Annotated in this window: 22 protein-coding genes; 7 read left to right on the forward strand and 15 right to left on the reverse strand. The window is 64.7% G+C overall.

Annotated elements, in window-relative coordinates; all coding sequences use genetic code 11:
* Nucleotides 1-48: 48 nt before the first annotated feature.
* Both ASD86_RS01865 and ASD86_RS01870 read right to left on the reverse strand, forming a co-directional pair.
* Nucleotides 49-492 carry a hypothetical protein gene (locus ASD86_RS01865; protein ID WP_056106245.1) on the reverse strand — a complete coding sequence of 148 codons (444 nt, stop codon included), beginning with the start codon at nucleotides 490-492 and terminating at the stop codon, nucleotides 49-51.
* Nucleotides 489-1,313 (reverse strand): ATP-grasp domain-containing protein, encoded by an 825-nt coding sequence (locus tag ASD86_RS01870; protein ID WP_082577972.1) that lies wholly within the window; start codon nucleotides 1,311-1,313, stop codon nucleotides 489-491. Before ASD86_RS01870 ends, ASD86_RS01865 begins: the two co-directional genes overlap by 4 nt.
* Nucleotides 1,314-1,508: 195 nt before the next feature.
* On the opposite strand from ASD86_RS01870, the gene ASD86_RS01875 reads away from it, so the two are divergent.
* The 3 genes from ASD86_RS01875 to ASD86_RS01885 are packed head-to-tail and all read left to right on the forward strand — an operon-like array spanning nucleotide 1,509 to nucleotide 3,054.
* The gene (locus ASD86_RS01875) at nucleotides 1,509-2,195 is read left to right on the forward strand and encodes a glutathione S-transferase family protein (protein WP_056106251.1); all 687 of its coding nucleotides are present in this window, start codon (nucleotides 1,509-1,511) and stop codon (nucleotides 2,193-2,195) included.
* Nucleotides 2,192-2,569 (forward strand): metalloregulator ArsR/SmtB family transcription factor, encoded by a 378-nt coding sequence (locus tag ASD86_RS01880; protein WP_056106253.1) that lies wholly within the window; start codon nucleotides 2,192-2,194, stop codon nucleotides 2,567-2,569. The genes ASD86_RS01875 and ASD86_RS01880 overlap by 4 nt, the downstream gene beginning before the upstream one ends.
* Complete coding sequence (locus ASD86_RS01885; RefSeq protein ID WP_056106256.1) at nucleotides 2,566-3,054, forward strand: SRPBCC family protein; 489 nt, start codon at nucleotides 2,566-2,568, stop codon at nucleotides 3,052-3,054. Before ASD86_RS01880 ends, ASD86_RS01885 begins: the two co-directional genes overlap by 4 nt.
* A 505-nt stretch (nucleotides 3,055-3,559) precedes the next feature.
* On the opposite strand, the gene ASD86_RS27635 is transcribed toward ASD86_RS01885, so the two are convergent.
* Both ASD86_RS27635 and ASD86_RS01895 read right to left on the reverse strand, forming a co-directional pair.
* A complete protein-coding gene (locus ASD86_RS27635; RefSeq protein ID WP_056106259.1) occupies nucleotides 3,560-4,879 on the reverse strand; it encodes a peptidoglycan-binding protein in 1,320 nt (439 codons plus the stop codon).
* Between the two features lie 122 nt (nucleotides 4,880-5,001).
* Nucleotides 5,002-5,586, reverse strand: coding sequence for a hypothetical protein (locus ASD86_RS01895; RefSeq protein WP_157476002.1), 585 nt, complete (start codon nucleotides 5,584-5,586; stop codon nucleotides 5,002-5,004).
* A gap of 304 nt (nucleotides 5,587-5,890) precedes the next feature.
* On the opposite strand from ASD86_RS01895, the gene ASD86_RS01900 reads away from it, so the two are divergent.
* Nucleotides 5,891-7,555, forward strand: a complete 1,665-nt coding sequence (locus ASD86_RS01900; protein ID WP_082577974.1) for an alkaline phosphatase — start codon at nucleotides 5,891-5,893, stop codon at nucleotides 7,553-7,555.
* 227 nt (nucleotides 7,556-7,782) lie between these two features.
* On the forward strand, nucleotides 7,783-8,316 hold the full coding sequence (locus ASD86_RS01905) for a hypothetical protein (protein ID WP_235567634.1): 534 nt from the start codon (nucleotides 7,783-7,785) through the stop codon (nucleotides 8,314-8,316).
* Between the two features lie 397 nt (nucleotides 8,317-8,713).
* Here ASD86_RS01905 and ASD86_RS01910 read toward each other — a convergent pair whose 3' ends face one another.
* The 6 genes from ASD86_RS01910 to ASD86_RS01930 all read right to left on the reverse strand — a co-directional run bounded on the left by ASD86_RS01910 (nucleotide 8,714) and on the right by ASD86_RS01930 (nucleotide 12,678).
* The gene (locus ASD86_RS01910; RefSeq protein ID WP_056106267.1) at nucleotides 8,714-9,256 is read right to left on the reverse strand and encodes a hypothetical protein; all 543 of its coding nucleotides are present in this window, start codon (nucleotides 9,254-9,256) and stop codon (nucleotides 8,714-8,716) included.
* 129 nt (nucleotides 9,257-9,385) lie between these two features.
* The gene (locus tag ASD86_RS01915) at nucleotides 9,386-10,633 is read right to left on the reverse strand and encodes a YcaO-like family protein (RefSeq protein WP_056106271.1); all 1,248 of its coding nucleotides are present in this window, start codon (nucleotides 10,631-10,633) and stop codon (nucleotides 9,386-9,388) included.
* Nucleotides 10,634-10,713: 80 nt separating this feature from the next.
* Nucleotides 10,714-10,851, reverse strand: a complete 138-nt coding sequence (locus tag ASD86_RS26330; RefSeq protein ID WP_157476005.1) for a hypothetical protein — start codon at nucleotides 10,849-10,851, stop codon at nucleotides 10,714-10,716.
* A 196-nt stretch (nucleotides 10,852-11,047) separates the two neighbouring features.
* A complete protein-coding gene (locus ASD86_RS01920) occupies nucleotides 11,048-11,518 on the reverse strand; it encodes a hypothetical protein (protein ID WP_157476007.1) in 471 nt (156 codons plus the stop codon).
* A gap of 26 nt (nucleotides 11,519-11,544) precedes the next feature.
* Nucleotides 11,545-11,976 (reverse strand): hypothetical protein, encoded by a 432-nt coding sequence (locus ASD86_RS01925; protein WP_056106276.1) that lies wholly within the window; start codon nucleotides 11,974-11,976, stop codon nucleotides 11,545-11,547.
* A gap of 27 nt (nucleotides 11,977-12,003) precedes the next feature.
* On the reverse strand, nucleotides 12,004-12,678 hold the full coding sequence (locus ASD86_RS01930; protein ID WP_056106280.1) for an energy transducer TonB: 675 nt from the start codon (nucleotides 12,676-12,678) through the stop codon (nucleotides 12,004-12,006).
* Between the two features lie 96 nt (nucleotides 12,679-12,774).
* Here ASD86_RS01930 and ASD86_RS01935 point away from each other — a divergent pair, with 96 nt between their 5' ends.
* Nucleotides 12,775-13,446 carry a hypothetical protein gene (locus ASD86_RS01935; protein WP_056106283.1) on the forward strand — a complete coding sequence of 224 codons (672 nt, stop codon included), beginning with the start codon at nucleotides 12,775-12,777 and terminating at the stop codon, nucleotides 13,444-13,446.
* 37 nt (nucleotides 13,447-13,483) lie between these two features.
* Here ASD86_RS01935 and ASD86_RS01940 read toward each other — a convergent pair whose 3' ends face one another.
* From ASD86_RS01940 to ASD86_RS26335, 4 genes are all read right to left on the reverse strand, one after another.
* Entirely contained in the window at nucleotides 13,484-14,170 is a 687-nt protein-coding gene (locus ASD86_RS01940; protein ID WP_157476009.1) for a hypothetical protein, read from the reverse strand.
* A gap of 736 nt (nucleotides 14,171-14,906) precedes the next feature.
* Nucleotides 14,907-15,197, reverse strand: a complete 291-nt coding sequence (locus ASD86_RS01950) for a hypothetical protein (protein WP_157476011.1) — start codon at nucleotides 15,195-15,197, stop codon at nucleotides 14,907-14,909.
* Between the two features lie 165 nt (nucleotides 15,198-15,362).
* The gene (locus tag ASD86_RS01955; protein WP_056106295.1) at nucleotides 15,363-15,605 is read right to left on the reverse strand and encodes a helix-turn-helix transcriptional regulator; all 243 of its coding nucleotides are present in this window, start codon (nucleotides 15,603-15,605) and stop codon (nucleotides 15,363-15,365) included.
* 190 nt (nucleotides 15,606-15,795) lie between these two features.
* Nucleotides 15,796-16,521, reverse strand: coding sequence for a hypothetical protein (locus ASD86_RS26335; protein WP_157476013.1), 726 nt, complete (start codon nucleotides 16,519-16,521; stop codon nucleotides 15,796-15,798).
* A gap of 95 nt (nucleotides 16,522-16,616) precedes the next feature.
* Here ASD86_RS26335 and ASD86_RS01960 point away from each other — a divergent pair, with 95 nt between their 5' ends.
* Nucleotides 16,617-16,997, forward strand: coding sequence for a VOC family protein (locus tag ASD86_RS01960; RefSeq protein WP_056106296.1), 381 nt, complete (start codon nucleotides 16,617-16,619; stop codon nucleotides 16,995-16,997).
* Between the two features lie 238 nt (nucleotides 16,998-17,235).
* On the opposite strand, the gene ASD86_RS01965 is transcribed toward ASD86_RS01960, so the two are convergent.
* Nucleotides 17,236-18,933: a M28 family metallopeptidase gene (locus ASD86_RS01965; protein WP_082577975.1), complete on the reverse strand. Its 1,698-nt coding sequence runs from the start codon at nucleotides 18,931-18,933 to the stop codon at nucleotides 17,236-17,238.
* Nucleotides 18,934-19,245 lie beyond the last annotated feature (312 nt).

Below are 19,245 nucleotides of genomic sequence, written 5' to 3' on the forward strand. Positions count from 1 at the left end.
TTGGTTGGAAATCGGTTGTTTCAAACCGCGCGGGTCGGGATCGATTCGCTAGGGGCCGCCGTACAACCGCGACGCACCATTGCAGATATCCGGCATCCCCACCGGCGTCAGCGCCGGCAACGCCAGCCGCGACGACACCTGCGCGTACTGTGCGGCAGACAACGGCCCGATGACAATCGAAGCCGTATCGGCCATCGGTTGGTAGCGCCGCTTGGGCAGGATGACGAAACGCTCGACGGCGCCCACCACGCGCAGGCGCTGACGGACCGCGATGTAATCCGCGTTCTCGGCGACCGCGGACACGCAGGTATTCACGACCGGCGTGCTGGCGGTCGCCGTCAGGCGATAGGCCAGATGCGCATCGGCCGGTTCGTCGATCCACAGTACTTCGTACGGTCCGGACGCCCACTCCACCCGCGAGTCGAATACGCCGCAGCCGCTCAGCCAGACGGCGGCGATGCAACTCACTGCGATGCGCAGGCGACGGATCATGCCGCTCCCGTTTGCAGGGATTCGATAATCGTCGACCAGATCGCGCGCGGCGCGGCCGCCGCATAGCCGGATTCCTGCGCGTCGTTGCACTCGATCACGATCCAGCGCCCGTCGGCGGTCTTGGCGATATCGACCACCAGAAACGGCACCCGCAGCCTGCGCGCCGCTTCGGCGGCCAGCGCCAGACCGTCGTCGATATCGTCGCAGGCGTACTGGGCCGCCTGATACCAATAGCGGCCCCAGCCCACGCATGCGCCTTGCCACCAGAAACTGCGGAACTCCATCGATGCCGGCACCTTGCCGGCGATGCCGCCGGCCACCGCCTGCAGCGGCACGAACTCGCGCACCACCGGCCGCTGCCAATGCAGCACCGGATCGCGACGATAGCGTTCGCTGGCCCACGCGTAGTGGTCGCGATCGCCGATCACCGACAGCTTGGCGTTGTGCTTGCTGGTCTGGCGCGAGCCCTTGAGGAAGATCGGCCACTCGAATTCGCGCTCGATCTGCGTCGTCTCGGGCAGCGATTCGAATATCCGCGTGCGCGGGGTCATGTCGGTCAGCAGCGGATACCACACCGCCAGTTCGCTGGCGCGTTCGTGCTGTTCGGGCGTGTTGACCGGCCGCAGGCCCCACTCGCGCAATTCCTGGTAGCGCGCGCGATAGTCCTCGACCGCGCCGACCCGCAACACGCACGGCGTGGCTTCGTCGAAGAAGGTCGGATGGCGGCAACGGAAATACAGCTCGAAATCGAAGTCGTACACCGCCACGCCGATGCGGGTGCTGACCACGGCGAGCACGTCTTCCAGCAAAGCCACGTGCATCAACGAATCCTTTCCGAAAAGCGGCGATGCGCCAGATCGTGCGAGCGCGAACTTTAACCGGCCGCGGGCATGGCGCGCTTCGCTGAGCCGCCGGGCGGCCAGGACACTAAGCCATTCAGGAAACTTTTCTTGTCATCCCCAGGCGCCAGAGCAATACTTAGCCAACACGGAAACCTTAGCGCACGCGAGCCCTCCATGTCCCTGAGCCTATACTCCCACCCGCTGGCATCGTTCTGCCACAAGGTCTTGATCGCCCTGTACGAGCAGGGCACGCCGTTCCAGGCCCATCTGCTCGACCTGGGCAACCCCGACGCCAAGGCCGGTTTCCTCGACCTGTGGCCGGTCGGCAAGATGCCGGTGCTGCGCGACGACGCGCGCGACCGGACCGTGCCGGAAACCTCGGTCATCATCGAATACCTCGATCGCCACTACCCCGGCCCGCATCCGCTGCTGCCGGCCGATGACGACGCGCGTCTGGACGTCCGGCTGTGGGATCGCTTCTTCGATCTGTACGTGCATGCGCCGATGCAGAAGTTCGTCAGCGATCACCTGCACGCGGCCGGCGACAAGGACCCGCGCGGCCTCGCCGACGCTCAGGCCACGTTGGCGACCGCCTACGCGATGATCGAACGCCAGGCTGCGGGCCGCGTCTGGATCTGCGGCGACGATTTCAGTCTCGCCGATTGCGCGGCCGCGCCGGCGCTGTTCTACGCCGCCATCGTCGCACCGCTGCCATCGCAGCATCCAAACCTGCACGCCTACTACGAGCGCTTGATGGATCGTCCGTCGGTGCGCCGCACGATCGCCGAAGCGCGGCCGTATTTCCCGATGTATCCGTTCAATCATCTGATCCCCGCGCGCTTCCTGCGCGACGACGCATGAGCCCGCGCGCGAACACGCCGCGGCCGCCCGACCCCGCGCGCCTGGACCGCATGTTCCATGCGCTCGCCGACGCCAGCCGTCGCGGCATGGTCGACCGGCTCAGCGAAGGCCCGGCCTCGGTGTCCGAACTCGCGCGCCCACTGGCGATGGCGCTGCCTTCGGTGGTCAAGCACTTGGCGGTGCTCGAATCGGGCGGCATCGTGATCTCGGAAAAAACCGGGCGCGTGCGCACCTATCGCATCGCGCCGGATGCCTTGGGCGTGGTCGAGTCCTGGGTGGCCGAACGCAAGGCCAAGTGGAACCGTCAATTCGACGCACTCGAACGCTATCTGCTCGCACAGGCCGACGATCCGGCCGAAGGAAACGCACCGTGACCGCACCGCCCGCGCCATCCTCGTCGGTCGCGCACAGCAGCTTCGTGATCGAACGCGAATTCGCGGCGCCGCCGCATCGCGTGTTCCGCGCTTGGTCGGATGCGCAGGCCAAGCGGCGTTGGTTCGTATGCCACGACGACATGGTCAACACCGGCTACCGACTGGATTTCCGCATCGGCGGCAGCGAAACCAACCAAGTCGTCGGCCCGTCGGGACAAACCCATCGCTTCGACGCCCACTTCTACGACATCGTCGACGACGAGCGCATCGTCTACGCCTACGACATGCATGTCGGCGCGACTCGGCTGTCGGTGTCGCTGGTCACCGTGCAGTTCGTCGCCGCCGAACACGGCACGCGCATGATCTTCACCGAGCAAGTCGCGTTCCTCGACGGCCATCAACGGGCCGAGGAGCGCATCCACGGCACCGAGGAAGGTTTCGAGCGTCTGTTGCTGGAAGTACATGAGACGTCGACGGCGCAGTGATCGTCGCCGCGTAGCCGAGTGCGGCTGAGAGAAACCGCGCCGCGAACCGCCACCGCCCACAGGGAGGACAGCGACGGTCGCGGCGTGGCCTTGCCCGGATCGACGGCCCGGTGCGCGCTGCACTGGCTGGGATGCACGTCGTGCCGATTTACCTTAGCCATCGCGGCGCGGCCGATCCAGGAACAATCCGGGAACGAATCGGGACATGCGCGGTGGCTTCGCGGAGGACGCGGCTCGCGCGCCATCGGAAGTGCGACGACAATCGCGTGCGTTCGCACTGGCGCCGAGATTTTCTCTTCGATGCGTTGCATAGCGACCGGCCGCGAATTCAGATCGAAATCGGCAACAACGCAATACGAAACACAGCTCCGCGGATCACCGCGCGGCAATCGTCACGCAACGTGTCGGAAGTTTGCGCGGCGGTCGTCGTAAAGGACGCGCATGTGCACCGCGGATGCCTCAACGGCCCGCCCCATGCATGAGGCGGGCCGCGATCGCGATGGGCTCAGGCCATCATCGTCTTGGGCTGCTGACGTTCCTGCGCCGGTTCCTGCGTCTGGTTCTGCGTCGGCGCGTCCTGCTTGAGCTGCTGAGTCGACTGCTCGATGCTCTGGCTGCTGGCCTGCGCCTTGTCCACCACCACGCGCTGGCTGGCCGGATCGCGCAGTTCGCCCTGCACCGCGAACAGACCGGTGCCGCTGGCGTTGGGCACGACGTGGTCGATCTTGGTCATGCCGCTGACGCGCGCTTCGTAGGTCATCGTTCCGGCCGCGCGCTCGAGCGCGGCGTGGTCCTTGAACCCGGCCTGCGGTCCGAGCTTCTCCAGACCGGCGACGGCCTGCTTGTACATGGCGTTGTCCGGATGCGCCGGATTGGACAGTTGCACCTCACCGGGTTTCGTCGTCGCCGGCTGCTCGGCCTGCGGACCGGCCGGCTGCGCGTTCTTCAGCGCTTCCAGGGTCTTGGGCCCGGCCTTGCCGTCCACTTCCAGATTATTGGCGCGCTGGAACGCTTCGACCGCTTCCTTGGTGTGCTTGCCGTAGTGGCCGTCGGGCTTGAGCTCATTGCCCTGCGCATCGCGGAAACCGGCCTTATTCAATTGCTCCTGCAACGAAGTCACCGCCGGGCCGCGTTCGTCGGGCTTGAGCACACCGTCGGCCATCGCATCGCGCGGCGCGCGCTGCGACGAACCCGGGGTGGTGATTGACGCGGGCAGGGTGCGGTTAGGATCGTCACCGGTGGTCGCCTTCCACGCGTCATCCGGCTTCATGCCCTTGTCGATGTTGGCCTTGTACTCGGTGCGCATCTGGTTGAGCGCGTCGGCCGACTGCTGCAGGCTGATGCTGGCGTGGTTCGCGCCGCCGTAATGGCTGGCACCGTTCTTGTTCGGATCGCCGAAGCTCGCCCATTCCTTGGACAGGCCGTGCTGCGCCTCGGCCAGGGTCGCACCGGGCTTGCCGGTGATGTAAGCGGCCACTTCGGGACGCTTGTCGACGATCAGGTATTCGGAGAACACCTTGTCCTGCAGGGCCGGGGTGAACGGCTGATTGCGGTCCAGGCCCATCTCGGCCACCGCGCCGCGCATCGTCTGCGGAATGATCTGGTACTTGCCGACCGCGAACACGCGATCGTCGTTGCCGTTGGGCAACGCCTGCCGGTCCATGACCTGGCCTAGCGTCATCTGCGAAAAATCGATCGGACCATTGGGACCGCGGATGCGCTCCCTGCCCGCGTCGTCGGTGTAGGTGCCGCGGTTGTACGCGTTGTAGCCGGCCGCGCCGGATTCGCCGCGGTACATCAGTTCCAGCAATGGATTGTTGCTCATGAGAATCTCCCTTTCCTGTCGTATGAATCGGCGCATGCGCGGCGGCGTCCTCTTTGCCGCTCACGCGCACACACCCCGATGCTTCCTGTTTAACGCCGTTTGCGGCCGGCGGCGGCCCGCGATCAGTCGGCCTTGGCGGCCAATTCCCAACCGGTGACCTTGAAACCCGAATCCTTGCCGCTGTCCTTCCAGTACTGCGCTTCGCCGTAACCGGTGGCCTGCAGCACGCCGGTCACGCCGGCATGGGTGAACTGCACCAGGCAATGCGCGTCGCCGCTGCACGAATTGAGTTCGGGCAGGTCGTCGCAGACCTGGCACAGGCCGGGATCGGCCTTGCAGATTTTTTCGTACTTGCCGCCGACCACGTTGGCCTTGCACTGCGGATCGACCAGCGGCTGCCAGCCTTGCGCCAGCACGGCTTTGCGGAAGTCGCCGTAGGCCATGCCCTTGCTGAGCGCGGCTTCGGTGTTCTTGACGATCGTCGCCGAATCCGCAGGCGCAGGCGCCGCGCTCGGCGCGGCGGCCGGCATCGCAGCGGCTTGCGCATTCGCGTCGGGCGCGGGTGCAGGCGCGGCCTCGGCCGGCGCGGTGGCGGCGGGCGGCGGAGCGGACGTGGCCGCCGCGGCTTCGGACGCCGCATTACCGGAATTGCATGCGGCCATGACGGCGCACAACGCCAACGCACTCAGACTGTGAACAAGTTTCACGCAACCTCCCGATTCGAATCCATGGACTGCTGTGTCGTCCCGTCGTGCCGTCGGCGGCGCGGGGCTTCCAAGCCGTGTCTGGCAATGCGCCAGTGTTCCTGCCGGAACCTGCAGATAATAGCGACAGCGTACCCATTCCGGCGAAACCGCCGGTGACGTGCTAGCTGAACAGCGGCGGCGATCTGCGAAGAACACCCGCAGACGCGACCCGCGCCCGCTTTCCGGCCGACCCGGGCCGGCGCGTCATTTGCATGCAATGCACGTTCGGCACAGTGCAGCCTCCCCTGATTTACCCGAGCCCCGCATGCGCCAGATTCCGCATTCTTTCGCCGCCACCGTCCTCGGCGCGGCCGTCCTCACCGCGCTCGTCGCCCTGCCCCTGCTGTCCACCGACGCCTTCGCCGCGCCCAAACAAGCCGCGCGCAAGGCCCCGCCGCGCGCCGAGAGCGCGCAGCGCTGGTTCGAGGAAGGCGCGCAGACCGCGCGCGACGGCGCCAACCTGCGTCCGACCCCGGGCAAGGCCAAGAACGTCATCCTGTTCGTCGGCGACGGCATGGGCATTTCCACCATCGCCGCCGCGCGCATCCGCGAAGGCCAGCTCAAGGGCGGCAGCGGCGAAGAGAATTCGCTGTCGTTCGAACGCCTGCCGTACGTGAGCCTGTCCAAGACCTACTCGGTCGACGGCCAGACCCCGGACTCGGCGCCGACCATGACCGCGATGGTCACCGGCATCAAGACCAACCAGGGCGTGCTCAGCGTCACCCAGAAGGCCAAGTACGGCGACTGCGCCTCCGCGCGCGGCCAGGGCGTGGTCAGCATGCTGGAACTGTCCGAGGCGCTCGGGCTGGCCACCGGCATCGTCAGCACCGCGCGCATCACCCACGCCACCCCGGCCGCGACCTACTCGCACACGCCGAACCGCGACTGGGAAAGCGACGCCGAACTGTCCGCCGAAGCCAAGGCCAACGGCTGCAAGGACATCGCCCGCCAGCTGATCGAATTCCCCTACGGTGACGGCCTGGAAGTCGCGCTCGGCGGCGGCCGCAGCTACTTCCTGCCGGCCACCGTGAGCGACCCGGAAGACGCCGGCGCCGCCGGCCGCCGCAAGGACGGCCGTAACCTGCCGACCGAATGGGCCGCGCGCCCGGGTTCGTCGTATGTGTGGAACAAGGCCCAGTTCGACGCGATCGACCCGCGCCGCACGCGTCACCTGCTCGGCCTGTTCGAACGCTCGCACATGGAATACGAACAAGACCGCGGCAGCGACGCCGGCAAGGAACCCAGCCTCGCCGACATGACCGCGAAAGCCATCGACGTGCTGGAAAACAGCAGCCGCAAGGGCTACTTCCTGATGGTCGAAGGCGGCCGCGTCGATCACGCCCACCACGCCGGCAACGCCAGCCGCGCGCTGACCGACGCCATCGCGCTGTCGGACGCGGTGCGCAAGGCGCTGGAGAAAACCTCCGAGCGCGACACCCTGATCATCGTCACCGCCGACCACAGCCACACCTTCACCGTCGCCGGCTATCCCGATCGCGGCAACGACATCCTCGGCAAGGTCGTCACCAACGGCCAGCTCGCGCTCGACAAGAACGGCAAGCCCTACACCACGCTGGGCTACGTCAACGGCCCCGGCTACCGCGGCCCGAACGCGCGCCCGGACCTGACCGCGATCGACACCGCGCACCCGAATTACCTGCAGGAAGCCACCGTGCCGCTCGGCGATGAAACCCACGCCGCCGAAGACGTCGCCATCTACGCCCGCGGCCCCGGCGCGCATGCGTTCCAGGGCGTGGTCGAGCAGAACACGATCTTCCACGTGATGGCGCAGTCGCAGCGCAACACCAGCATCTTCCTGTGCACCTTGCTGGGCCAGTGCGGCAACGGCCGCGGCCGCTCGGCGATCAATGCGCCGCTGATGGAAGAAGACCTGCGCGCGGGCATGGCGAAGCAGTCGGCCTCGCTGTAATGCGCGGCCGAAATTTCCTGGGTACGGCGACGTTGTGCGTCGCCGTTTCGCTCGCGTTCGCCGGTCCGGTGTGGGCCGGCGATGCGGCGCGATCCGAAGCGAGTGCTGGTGTCGGGCTCGCCGGCGATCGCGGCGATGGGCCGGTTGCCGCGAATGCGGCCTTGCTGCCGGTGTTGGTCGCCGAGTATCAAGTCCGCGATGCGCGCGGCGAACGCAGTCTGGTGTTGGTGCGCTCGGCCGATCGCATCGAGTACCGCATGCAGGGCGAGCCGGTCGAAGTCTGGCGCAGGACGCCCGATGGCATCGCGCGCCTGGAGTTGTTCGCGAAGGAGCAGCGCAGCGTGTCGTGGTCGCCCGGCGATCTGCGCACAATCGGGGAGGTCCCGCAGTGGGAGCAGTTGGCCAGTCCGATCAATCCGGAGTTGCGTGCTCGGTTGCAGCGTCATGGTGAGGCCAAGGCGTTCGGCGGTGTTGCTTTGCGGTATCGCGGTGAGAGCGCCGAGGGGCAGGCGATTGCGTTGGAGTGGATCGAGGCCGATGGGTTGCCTGCGTTCTATCGCGCTGGCAAAGGTAAGGCTTCGTCTGGCGCGGCCGGGGCTTACGAATTGCGGTTGCGTAAGCTCGAACGGGTCAGCGCCGAGGGGGCGTTTACCGCGACTTTGGATTATCGCGAGACGGATTATGCGGACCTGGGCGATATGGAACTCGATCCGTTTGCGGCGAGTTATTTGAAGCATCGTGGCGATGCGCACGTGCATTGACGTTCGCGGCGCTGGGATTGCGTTCGTCTTTTTATGTAGCTCAAGGCCTTGAGGTTGTTCAGATCCTATGGCGTTGAAGCTAAAGCAGGATCAATAGCTTCCGCCCGCAAGCGGGCGGGTTACTTTCTTTTGTCATAAGCAACAAAAGAAAGGTAACCAAAGAAAAATGCTTTTCTTTGAATCAAAGGCCCGCAAGTGCGGTGCTGACGCAGGCACGCGCCACACGGGACATCCTTGTCCCGGTGGCGCGCGACGCGCATCCATGCGCNTTACAAGCCTCGCAGCGCTGGCAATGAAATCTGACCTCAGACGAAAGCCGCATGGCCTTCCTGTAGGAGCGGCGCAAGCCGCGACCACGAAACTGCGACAACGACGCCAGTCGCAATAGTCACCGCGCTCAACGCTCCCCGCCGCCGGTCAGCTCGACAAGCTCATAAGCCACCACGACCACGAACGGCTGCATTAGCCCCGCCTCGCTCAACGCGGCCCGGGCCGGCGTCAGGTCCTGGTCGCGCAACGAGACTTTCAGGCTTGGTCGCCTCGGATCGGTGGACACGGTGCAGTCCAGCCCCTTCGCCCGCAATACCTGTTTGACGGTCTCGCCGATCCGATCCAGATCGCGCAGCGAATGCGCCACGGTGACGGCTTCGAAGGTCGGGTCCGCGGTCAACTGGCGCAGGCTGGCGTTCGCATCGCGGCTGAAATTGACGACCACCCGATAACGCGGCTGGTGCTCGATATACAAGCCGCCAAACGTGTCCGGGAACCTGGCGCTTGCCAGTGCCTGCACTCGCCCCGGATCGGCCGGTGTCTGGTCGTCGTGCTGCATCTGTTGCACACGCTCGCCGTCCATGCCGGCGGCCTGCGCTTTGGCGGACTGGAAACCAATTGCAGACAGCAGAGCGAGCGTCGCGATCGCCGTCAGGGTGATGGTCTTCATGAAGATGTCCTCTCGCGGATCAGGGCCCCGCGCCGGCCACCCGGCCCGTTCCAGGCATCAAGACCCAACGCACGAGACTCATGCGCGGGGTGACAGGTAGGGCGAACTCCTGCGAGCCGTGCCCAGGGATCAGGCGAACTCAGCCGTCCGGCCCGCCAACGCCCCCGCCAACAACGCCATCCCGCGCCGTCCCGGCGCCATCACCATGCCGGTGGTGACCAACAGGAACCGCTCGAGCTCCAGCGCCACGCAGCTGACCACGCAGAACGCGTCGCCTTCGCGGTGATGGATCAGGTGATGCAGCTCGATGCCGCGCTCGGCCAAGGTGTCGATCAATTCGCGCAGCAACGTCGCCGGCGGCTGGCGTTCGCGCTGCGGATGCGACCAGGCCGCATGTCGCATCCGCTCACGGTCCACCTGGAAATACGCACAGGCGCGCAGCTTGGGATATTCGGCCAAGGCCTGCAGCACCTGCCGACTGTAATCGCCGACGCTGGTCAGACGTTGCCCGACCACCACGGTCTGCACCAGTTCGGTCAAGGCGCGGATCGCCGCGTGCTCGGCGTATAGCGACGCGCCGTAACCGGTGGGGAATACCGCTTCGCTATCGACAATGCGGTCGGTGGTGGCGATGAAGGCCGGCACGCCCAGGTCGCTGGTCGTATCGATCAGCAGCACCTCGCGGCCGAGCTGCGCGCTCGCGGCCCTGTGCACGGCCGCGACCGATTCGGGCAACGAGGCCGGGTCGATCCAGGCGCCGAAGCGCGAGGGCTCGCCCAGGTAATGCGCGGCCAGAAACAGCGACCACGAATCGCGCTCGATCAATTCGCCGATCGCGTGCACCGCGGCTTCTTCCAGGCTGGCGCCGATCGCCGTGCCGCTGTTGGAGCCGTAGCGGATCACGCTGCTGTAATCGAAGTCGTCGCCGGGCAACAGATCCGCCAGCGCATTCGGCCGGCACAGGAACGCCGGCACCGCGAAATCGTCGCCGTCGCCGAAGAACGGGCGATAACGCAGGCAACTCAGCTGCCGCGTCGCCTGCCGTCCCAACTCGGCGAAAAACGGCAGCGCGGCGTAACGCGGATCGGCGAACAGCATTGACGCCGCGCGCAACTCGGCGCGTTCCTGCGGCGCCGAGGTATTCGCATAGACGTGTTCGACCGCTTCGTACAGCGCGCCGACCCGCGCCGCGTCGCGCTCGCCCTTGCCGAAGCCGCTGCCGATGGCCTCGCCGTCGGCGTCGTGCAGCATGCACACCGCGCCTTGCAGGCCCGTGTCGCTGCTGTCGATCTGCGCGCGCCACCCTTGGCGCGCGAGAAAAGCGTCGATCGCCCGCTGCGCATCGGCCAGCGACCGCTCGCGTTCCAACGGAATCATGCCCGCGCTCCTTGCCTCATGGCCTCGCAAAAACGAAGCGGCCCGGCCGGAGCCGCGCCGCTTCGGTCGTACCCCGCCGCTTACTTGGCGAGCAGATCCAGGATCGCCTTCTCTTCCGGCGTCGGCGCCGGCGCCTGGTTCTGGCTGACCTGCTGCTGCGCGGCGATGGCCAGGGTGATGGCATTCTTGACGATGGTCGTTCCGATCAACTTCTTCATACAGTCCCTCGTAAGTGTCGATGCGTGCGATAAGTCCCCGCAGCGCCGGCGCAAGGCGGCTGTGATACGCACCCGCGGCGGCCTGCCGGTCAGCAATACGCCCGCCGTGGCCGGCGCGTCAATCGTCGCCCGGCACCGGGCGATGCGGTTGTGCGACTGCAACCACAGATTCGCGGGTTCCCACGCGCCCAGGGCGTTACGGCGCGGGCCGCGCCGACAGCGCCGCATACGCCTTGCGGCCGACCGAGGCCGACAGGCTGTTGAGGCCTTGAATGATGTTGGACGAGGTGTCCTTGACCTCATCGTCGCGATCGCGATAACGGATGCGCAGCGCGAGACGGTCGCGCCCCGCCATGACCCCGAACATCACCCGCACGCCGGGCGGACGCTGACGGATATCGGTGATCGTCACTTCGGCGACCTCGGTCTCGGACACGGTGGCGGAATGCTCCTGCGCTTCTTCGGCGTAGGCCTGCTCGATCAGCGGCGGCACCTTATCGTTGTGCTCGCACTCGCCGCAGTCCCAGACGATGTGCAGCTTGGGCACGGTCGCCGGTGCCGACGCGGCGGCCGGCGAGGCGGACGGTTCGGGCGCGTCCTGCGCGAATGCGGACGCGCAGACGAGCGAACAAAGCAACAGCGCCGACGACAAACCACGTGTAATCACACATCCCTCCTGGAGTGTTTCCGGTTCTAATTTTTGATCGATTTAGCGTCAGCATAAACGGCAGCATCAGGGCCGCAATCGCATTGCGACGGCCGCTCCCAGCTCCAACAATCCGTCCGCGCCTTTATCGCCTGACGTGCGCTGTCGGCGCAGAAGCCCGGCAGATGCTCGGACATAGCCTTGAGCAAGCGCGCACGAAGCGAAACCTCGGTGGCCTCATCGATTAAGAACAAGCCGCTGGTCGTGCGCAGCACCCAATCGTAGTCGCCGCCTTCGCGATACAAACGCGCACTACGGATATCCTCCCATCGCACCGACCCGGGGTTGTCCTGGTCTTGTGAGACGAGGCCCTCGGCGTTGATCTTGAAAGACAAACGCGGCCTGATCACCCAAAAGTAGAACATCGCCAAAAACTGCGGCGCCACGTATACCAGCGCATAAATCGCGAAGTTCTCCATCGTCGACCCTATGGCTAAACCCAGCCGTCAGCCGCGTGCGCTGCCGGTCGGCAACACGAATTCGATCGGCACCCGCGCGACCGCTTCGACCGCCTCGCCGTCGCGCACCCGCGGTTGGAAACGCCAACCGCTCAGCACCGCGGCCAACGCCGCCTCGTCGAGCGCGCGATGGCCGCTGCTGCGCGCGATCCTCGCCGACAGCGGCACGCCGTCGACGCCGACGACCACCTCGATCTCGACCGAACCGCTGAGCCCGGCATGCAACGCTTTACGCGGGTACACCGGTGCGGGCGAGACGATGGCCTGCAGCGGCAGATCGACACTCGCGCGGTAATGCGCTGGTGGCAGCCGCAACGTGTCCAGTAGGCTCGGCACCGACAGCGGCAACGTCGGCGTGGGATCGATCGATACGCGCACGTGTTGCGCGACGGCCGTAAGATTCGGCGGCGGATCGGGGAGACGCAGGCCGCAGCCGGGCCGTTCGGGTAGCTGCGAATACGGAATCTCGACAACCAACGAATCGCCGGCCGGCAGGTAAGACGATCGCTCGAACGGATTGACCGGCAACGTCACCGCCAGCAGCAACCACGCATGCAACGCCAATGCCCCGGCTATGGCCGACACCCGCAGCACATTGGGCCGTTCGCCACGCCGCGGCGCCGCACTCGCCCGCAGACCCCCGCCTTCGCCTGCCGCATCCATATCAGCCCCCAAGACCAGCGTGATGTAGGTCACACGAATATGCGCATGCGCCGCTAAGATCGCAAGCCCGAACAGGACCGTCCGTCCAAGGAACCCATGAGCCCGTCATCGCCCCGCATCGTCGCCCTGGCCGACCTCGCCGACGCCTACCGCGTCCCCGACTACATGCCGGCCGACTGGCGCATCCTGGTCGTCCCCGGCGACCTCAGCGTCGACGGCGACCTGCAACTGGAATGGGACCGCCCCGACGGCAACGCCAACCCGTCGCGGCACGACTGGCGCGACGCCGCCGGCTGCCCGCCCGGCGAAGGCATCGACGGCGTCGCCATCGAAGGCAGCCTGCACGTCGGCGGCGCGATCATCAGCCAGTGGGCCGGCCCGGTCCTGCTGGTGCGCGAGCACCTGCGCGCGCGCAGCCTGATCGCCGGCGGCGCGTTCATCCGCATCCGCGGCGACGCCGACGTGACCGACACCGTGCTCGGCCACACCAACCACGGCGAGCTGTACATCGACGGCACCGCGACCGCGCCGCTGCTGATCTGGGACGACCACTTCTTCAACGCGGCCACCATCAACGCGCCTTACACCTTCGACACCCGCGCCGCCGCGTGGGACGACTGGCAATACGACGACGACCTGGACGGTTATCCGCTGCCCGAGCAGTTGAAGCCGGTGCTGAGGGAAGAGTTCGGGTGCTGGGATGAGGTGATGGATGCGTTGCGGGCGGGGAAGGAAGTGGTCAAACCAAACTTCAGTCGCCAGGCATGATCGACCTGACTAGCCGCTCACCACAAATCGGGCGACGTCAGTTGGACGGGCCTTCGTATTCGCGCAACTTCCGGCACTCGTCCGGCCATTTGCATAAAGCCAGGGGCTCGGACTCCCAATGCTGGGCGAAGTACCAGCAGTCGGATTTCTTCTCATAACTGTCGGTCACGCCCGCATCGACCACGACGTCGTACCGGGTCGCGGAAACACGCTTGATCTTGAACGCCGCGAGCGGCGCAGGCGGACGCTTACGCTGGGTATCGCGTGGCTTCATCCAGCGCTCGGATGCCGCCAACACCTCAGTGTCGTACACATACACGTCTCGCGTCGCATCGTAGCGATACTTGATGCCAGGTACGTCGCCCCGCTCCTCGACCTGCCAACGCGGGAATTTCGGATCGCCCGGCTGAGTGTTGTGTTCCCAGTAATAGGGAAACTTGGCCTTGTACGGCCATAGCGAATAGGCCGACTGCACCGCGCCACGGTTGGCGAATGCCTTCAAGAATTCCTTGAAGTCGGCGGATGGGCAGGCCACCGATTGCCCCACCGGCTCGGTGACGACCGACGGCGCTTGTGCAGGCGCCCCCTCATCCGATACAGAACCTCCCACCGCACTACCGGCGCTGCCCAACACACAGAGCGCGGCGAGCGCACTGACAAGTCGAAGCCCTCTCCAACGCCCGACCGGCTTGGATCGCGGCGAACGTCCCTGTAGACAGATCATGCGTTTTCTCCTGTTACGCGTGGACAACCTTACGCGGCCGGCGGCTCAGGCGTCACGCCCTCTCGGCCTCTCAGCGTCGGCGCTTTTGCCTGGTAGTTGCACCCACTGTGTACCAACAGGCTGCGCGCGACGCTCCTGGCAGAGTTCAGTTGCACCGCAAGGCTGCATCGCAGAACCCGGGCTGCATTGCCAAGCATGGGCAATGCGCTTGCGAAGCCGGGACAGGCATCAGGGAAGACCGGCGAGGTAGTCGCATGAAGCTATTTCGGATTCCGTAGCGCTGGCGAGGCAATCGCTCAAGCGAATTTTGCATTCCCGAATGCCGATTCGGTGTTCGCGTGAAGCTCTTTGGGACTGCGCAATCCAAATCTGCTGCTCGCGAAGGACGTTTTCGTACTCCGGAGTCCTAATTTGGGACTCGCGTGAAGCTTTTTCGGACTCCGCAGTCCCGATTCCGGACTCGCGAATGACTGTTTCGCTCTCGCGAATCCCGATCTACTGCTCGCATGCAGCAATTTCGGATTCCGAAGCAGCAATTTGCGATTCGCATGGAGCTTTTTTGGATTCCGGAATCAATCGCCGGGCTTTCGATGAAGCTTTTTCGCACTACGGAATGGAAAAAATACATATCGATGGTGCATGTCGGGTCGGACGAAGCGCGCGCAGTGTCTGGAGTCGTCCTTTACCGTGCCGGCGTCGGCAGCTTCACTTTGGCTACGACGCGACCAGACCCGGCTTAGCCCGTGCGCGGCCTCGCCCGCGCCTTGTGGGCTGGGCGGGTACGCGTGGCCGGTGGGCTGACGCGTGCCTTCAGCTCAAGCGCGAGGCGGCGTTGCTCGGATTCGGGCAGTAGGCCGAAGGCGAGGATCACCTCGGCTAAGTCGGCGTTGTCGGCGTAGAGGTAGGCCACTGGAACCCCAAGGGAATCAGCCCAATCGCGGGCGATCGCCAAATTAACTTCCCCTGAGGCGACCTCGCGATGCTGAGGCGAAATAGCAAAAGGTGCGTGTGACGTGGTAACGGGCATGCGCGACTCCTTCCGAACATTGCTGCGGCTATTCGTGATGAACAATCCAGAGATCACCAACACCCTTATATCCCGTTTTGGGGTAATTTCAACCCATTTTGGGATATGCAATGCAACGAAAAGCTCGCGATCCACAACAAAGATGCAGCACGGGCATGCGGATGGTTACTTACGGGATTTAGCGACCTGCCGGATGACATCGCCTGGATCAACGCCTAGGCAGGCGCACACGTGCATGAAGTCGATGACATCGAGCCTGCGCTCGCCTAGCTCGTACTTGGACACGAACGATTGCGCGCGGTGCAGCTTGTCAGCTACCTGCGTCTGTGTAAGCCCAGCGCGCTCACGCGCCTCTACCAACAACTGGCGTAGGCGCAGGTACTCGGGCTTGTTGAGGACTGTAGGCACCCAAGAAGACTAAAGCCCAAGTCAAAATAACCCATTTCGGGGTTAGCCAAATCACATTTGAGTTATCAAGTCCATCCAAGAGTCTGAGTCATCCAGATGAGTTAGCGCCCGTCTAGTGGAACCATGACCACACCAATCCAACTAAAATCGCTGATGCGTCAGATGAAAATGAAAGCGAGCCGCCCTAAATTCATTCGCCATCCAGACGATAAACGGCGCCAACCCCAGGTTCGCTCTGCACGACTGGCACGAAGCCTAGTTTCTCTGCAAGACGGAGACCATCCTGAGTAACGGGCCTCGTAAAAACGACTGGACCACCCTCATCAAAGAATTGAGATATACGCGCCTGAATGTGCTGCACAAGCCAGCCTCGGGCTCTAAACCCGCGCGCGCCCATACCACCTATATACAGCCCCGCCACCTTTCGACGCGGACCAGCAATATGCGAACGATCCAGCCTAAGGCCATTAATATTATTGCCGACCAATAGAGAAACAGCGCCTTCGGTTAAGCTAATAATTGAAAAAAAACCAACACGTCTTGAAGTGTTTTCACCACGCAAACCAGACACCCTCTCAACAAACCATATGCAACATCGACTCGCATCGTGTATCGCCAACAATCTATCTAGAGGTGGAACTTGCGGAACAAAGCTTGCTGAAAAATCCAGCACCTCACTCAGTTCTCGTCTTTTAACATGCCGAGCTCTAAAGGATCCTTCAAACGTACCCCGCTTCATCACAAAGTTCACTACTGAAAGCGACAATGCAATCAGCATGAAAAAAATACCGGCTACAACCAGCCCTCTCATCACATCAGAATTTACATACCCCTTCAAGACTCCATCAAGGCCAGCAAACGCCCAAGCCAGCCCGCCCCCTGCATAAAATATTTTAGCGTACCCGTGCAGTTCCATCCGCCCCCCTACCGATTGAAGTAAAAATATAGATACTACGCTCCGCCCCCTAACGCCTCACAATAATCGCACAACACTCTCTCTCCGAATCGTTCATGACCGAGATTAATTTGCAATCCATCGAAGCCAAAGCCTTTGTTCCGGCGCGCAATTTCGATTTGTCAAAGCGCTTCTACGAAGCAATCGGCTTCACCATCCCCTGGTCCGACGACACCCTCGCCTACGTCCACCACGGCCATTGCAGCTTCCTGCTGCAGAACTTCTACGTCCCCGAGCATGCGCAGAATTTCCAGATGCATCTGCTGGTGGAGAGCGCGGACGATTGGTGGCGGCATCTGGACGAGCAGAAGATCGCGAAGACGTTCGGGGTGGAGATCGGGACGCCGGAGGATCGGCCGTGGATGCTTCGCGATTTCACGCTGGTCGATCCGAGCGGGGTGTTGTGGCGGATCGGGCATAACTTGCCGCTGGGGTGAGGGGCGGTGGGGCCCCGGGGTTCGGTCAGGTGCGTTGATGGTTGATGTGGCGCGGTCGCGGCTTGCGCCGCTCCTATAGGGGATACGAGGCTGGCGTCAGGTTTGGTTTGCGGGTGATGCGGGGTTGGGGGAACGGGTTGTGGGGCAGCCAGAAACGAAACGGCCGCGAGGAGCGATGCGGGCTCCGACGCGGCCGTTTGGTTTTTAGCGCCGGGTTGGACCCGGCGCGGTTGCAGGCTTACTTGCTCGGACGCTGATCCGCCGTCTCGTCGCGCGCGGCGCGGAACTCGGAGTCTTCGCTCCAGTTCGGCCACTTGTTGGAGTTGGCGAGTTCATTGCCCAGGGTGTAGAGGATCTGCATGTCGCGGGCCATGCCGGCGAAGGTCCAGGTGGACTCCCACTGGTCGGCGGGCTGGTGGTAGCGGTCGCGGGTGTAGGCGTCGCTCTCGGCCTTGCCGGCCGCGACGCCGCCGTCGACCTTGTCTTCGCCCGAGCCGAACGAGATCGCCGGCACGCCGCGCTTGGCGAACGGGAAGTGATCGGAGCGGAAGAAGTGGCCGGCTTCGGGCTTCGGGTCGTCGACGTAGCTCAGGTTCCAGCGCTGGGCGGTGCTGATCAGATCGGTCAGCAGGTCCTGCTTGGCGCTGCCGGAGGTGGTGAAGTCGCGCGAGGGGCCGGTCGGGTCGAGGGCGTCCATGTTGATGACGGCGACGGTCTTGGCCAGCGGGTACAGCGGACGCGCGGAGTAGTACTCCGACCCCAGCAGGCCCTTTTCCTCGGCGGTGACGTTGAGCAGCACGATCGAGCGCTGCGGCTTCTTGCCCTTGGCGAAGGCGCGGCCGATTTCGATCAGCGCGGCGGTGCCGGTGGCGTTGTCGACGGCGCCGTTGTAGATCTTGTCGCCCTTCGCATCGGGCTGGCCGACGCCCAGGTGATCCCAGTGCGCGCTGTAGATGACGGTTTCGTCGGGCTTCTTGCTGCCGTCGATGCGGCCGACGATGTTCTGCGAGGTGATGACCTGGCTGTCGACGGCGTAGTTGGCCGACAGGGTCACGTTCTTGAGCACGACCGGCTTGAACTCGCGGGTCTGCGCCTGCTTCTTGAGTTTTTCGAAGTCCAGGCCGGCGCTCTTGAACAGGCTGACGGCGAGGTCGCGCTGGATCCAGCCTTCCATGGTCGGGTGGGTGGCGCTGGGATTGTCGCGCACCACGTCGAACATGGTGTTGGTGTTGGAGTTCTTGACCGTGGCCCAGCCGTACGACGCCGGGTCGGTTTCGTGGACGATCAGCAGGCCGAGCGCGCCGCGGCGGGCGGCCTCTTCGAACTTGTAGGTCCAGCGGCCGTAGTAGGTCATGGCCTTGCCGCCGAAGTCGCCGTTACCCGATTCGAAGTCCGGGTCGTTGATCAGCACGACCGCGATCTTGCCTTTCAGGTCGACGCCCTTGAAGTCGTCCCACTGGCGCTCGGGCGCGGCGACGCCGTAACCGGCGAACACCAACGGGGCGTTCTTGAAGCTCACGGTCTTGGAGCCGTCGAGCGCGGCGCGCACGGCGATCTCGTTGCCCTGGGTGAGGGCGCGGGCTTTCTTCTTGACCGCGACCGACAGGGTCGGGGCGCCGGCGATTTCGGTGCGCAGCAGCGGCACGGCCTGGGTCCACAGGCGCTTGCCGTCCTTGAGGTCGCCGCCGGGCTGGATGCCGGCCGCTTTCATCTGGGCGACGACGTAGTCGATGGTCTTGGTCTCGCCGGCGGTGGCCGGGCCGCGGCCTTCGAACTCGTCGGAGGACAGGGTCTTGACCTCGTCGGACAGGCGCTTGGTGTCGAAGGTCGGGGCTTTGGGCGCCTTCGGGGCTTTGGCGGGCTTGGCGGCGTAGGCCGGCAGCGACAGGACGGCGGCGCAGAGCACCGCCAGGGGCGTGGCGATTGGCAACTTCATTGGGGAGGCCCTCGGTAGGTCGGCCGATGGTAGCTAGGTGGGGGTGAAGGGTCTATCGGGCTTTGGCGGGGGATGGGGGTGGTGGGGTTTGTTTGTGGTGAGGATGGGATCGATGTTGTTGGTGGGTGATGGTGGACGGGCTAAAAGCGAATCCCCCCTGCCCCCCTTTTGCAAAGGGGGGAAAAGCAGGGGCGCGGGGGGTTGGGAGATGGTCGGCCTGCTGGTTGATCGGGCTGTCGTTATGTATGAGCGCGCGAGTCAATTCGCCCACTTTGAAAAAGGGGGCTGCGCCCTGCGCTGCGTGAGGTCGGG

Origin of the sequence: Lysobacter sp. Root690 (genome assembly GCF_001427785.1) — a bacterium.
Taxonomy (GTDB): domain Bacteria; phylum Pseudomonadota; class Gammaproteobacteria; order Xanthomonadales; family Xanthomonadaceae; genus Lysobacter.

Coding starts and splice junctions, on each gene's coding strand:
- ASD86_RS01910 (WP_056106267.1), bottom strand. CDS start 9,256: ATGAAGACCATCACCCTGACGGCGATCGCGACGCTCGCTCTGCTGTCT.
- ASD86_RS01880 (WP_056106253.1), top strand. CDS start 2,192: ATGAGCCCGCGCGCGAACACGCCGCGGCCGCCCGACCCCGCGCGCCTG.
- ASD86_RS26330 (WP_157476005.1), bottom strand. CDS start 10,851: ATGAAGAAGTTGATCGGAACGACCATCGTCAAGAATGCCATCACCCTG.
- ASD86_RS01925 (WP_056106276.1), bottom strand. CDS start 11,976: ATGGAGAACTTCGCGATTTATGCGCTGGTATACGTGGCGCCGCAGTTT.
- ASD86_RS01915 (WP_056106271.1), bottom strand. CDS start 10,633: ATGATTCCGTTGGAACGCGAGCGGTCGCTGGCCGATGCGCAGCGGGCG.
- ASD86_RS01965 (WP_082577975.1), bottom strand. CDS start 18,933: ATGAAGTTGCCAATCGCCACGCCCCTGGCGGTGCTCTGCGCCGCCGTC.
- ASD86_RS01935 (WP_056106283.1), top strand. CDS start 12,775: ATGAGCCCGTCATCGCCCCGCATCGTCGCCCTGGCCGACCTCGCCGAC.
- ASD86_RS27635 (WP_056106259.1), bottom strand. CDS start 4,879: ATGAGCAACAATCCATTGCTGGAACTGATGTACCGCGGCGAATCCGGC.
- ASD86_RS01960 (WP_056106296.1), top strand. CDS start 16,617: ATGACCGAGATTAATTTGCAATCCATCGAAGCCAAAGCCTTTGTTCCG.
- ASD86_RS01900 (WP_082577974.1), top strand. CDS start 5,891: ATGCGCCAGATTCCGCATTCTTTCGCCGCCACCGTCCTCGGCGCGGCC.
- ASD86_RS01870 (WP_082577972.1), bottom strand. CDS start 1,313: ATGCACGTGGCTTTGCTGGAAGACGTGCTCGCCGTGGTCAGCACCCGC.
- ASD86_RS01950 (WP_157476011.1), bottom strand. CDS start 15,197: ATGCCCGTTACCACGTCACACGCACCTTTTGCTATTTCGCCTCAGCAT.
- ASD86_RS01875 (WP_056106251.1), top strand. CDS start 1,509: ATGTCCCTGAGCCTATACTCCCACCCGCTGGCATCGTTCTGCCACAAG.
- ASD86_RS01930 (WP_056106280.1), bottom strand. CDS start 12,678: ATGGATGCGGCAGGCGAAGGCGGGGGTCTGCGGGCGAGTGCGGCGCCG.
- ASD86_RS26335 (WP_157476013.1), bottom strand. CDS start 16,521: ATGGAACTGCACGGGTACGCTAAAATATTTTATGCAGGGGGCGGGCTG.
- ASD86_RS01865 (WP_056106245.1), bottom strand. CDS start 492: ATGATCCGTCGCCTGCGCATCGCAGTGAGTTGCATCGCCGCCGTCTGG.
- ASD86_RS01940 (WP_157476009.1), bottom strand. CDS start 14,170: ATGATCTGTCTACAGGGACGTTCGCCGCGATCCAAGCCGGTCGGGCGT.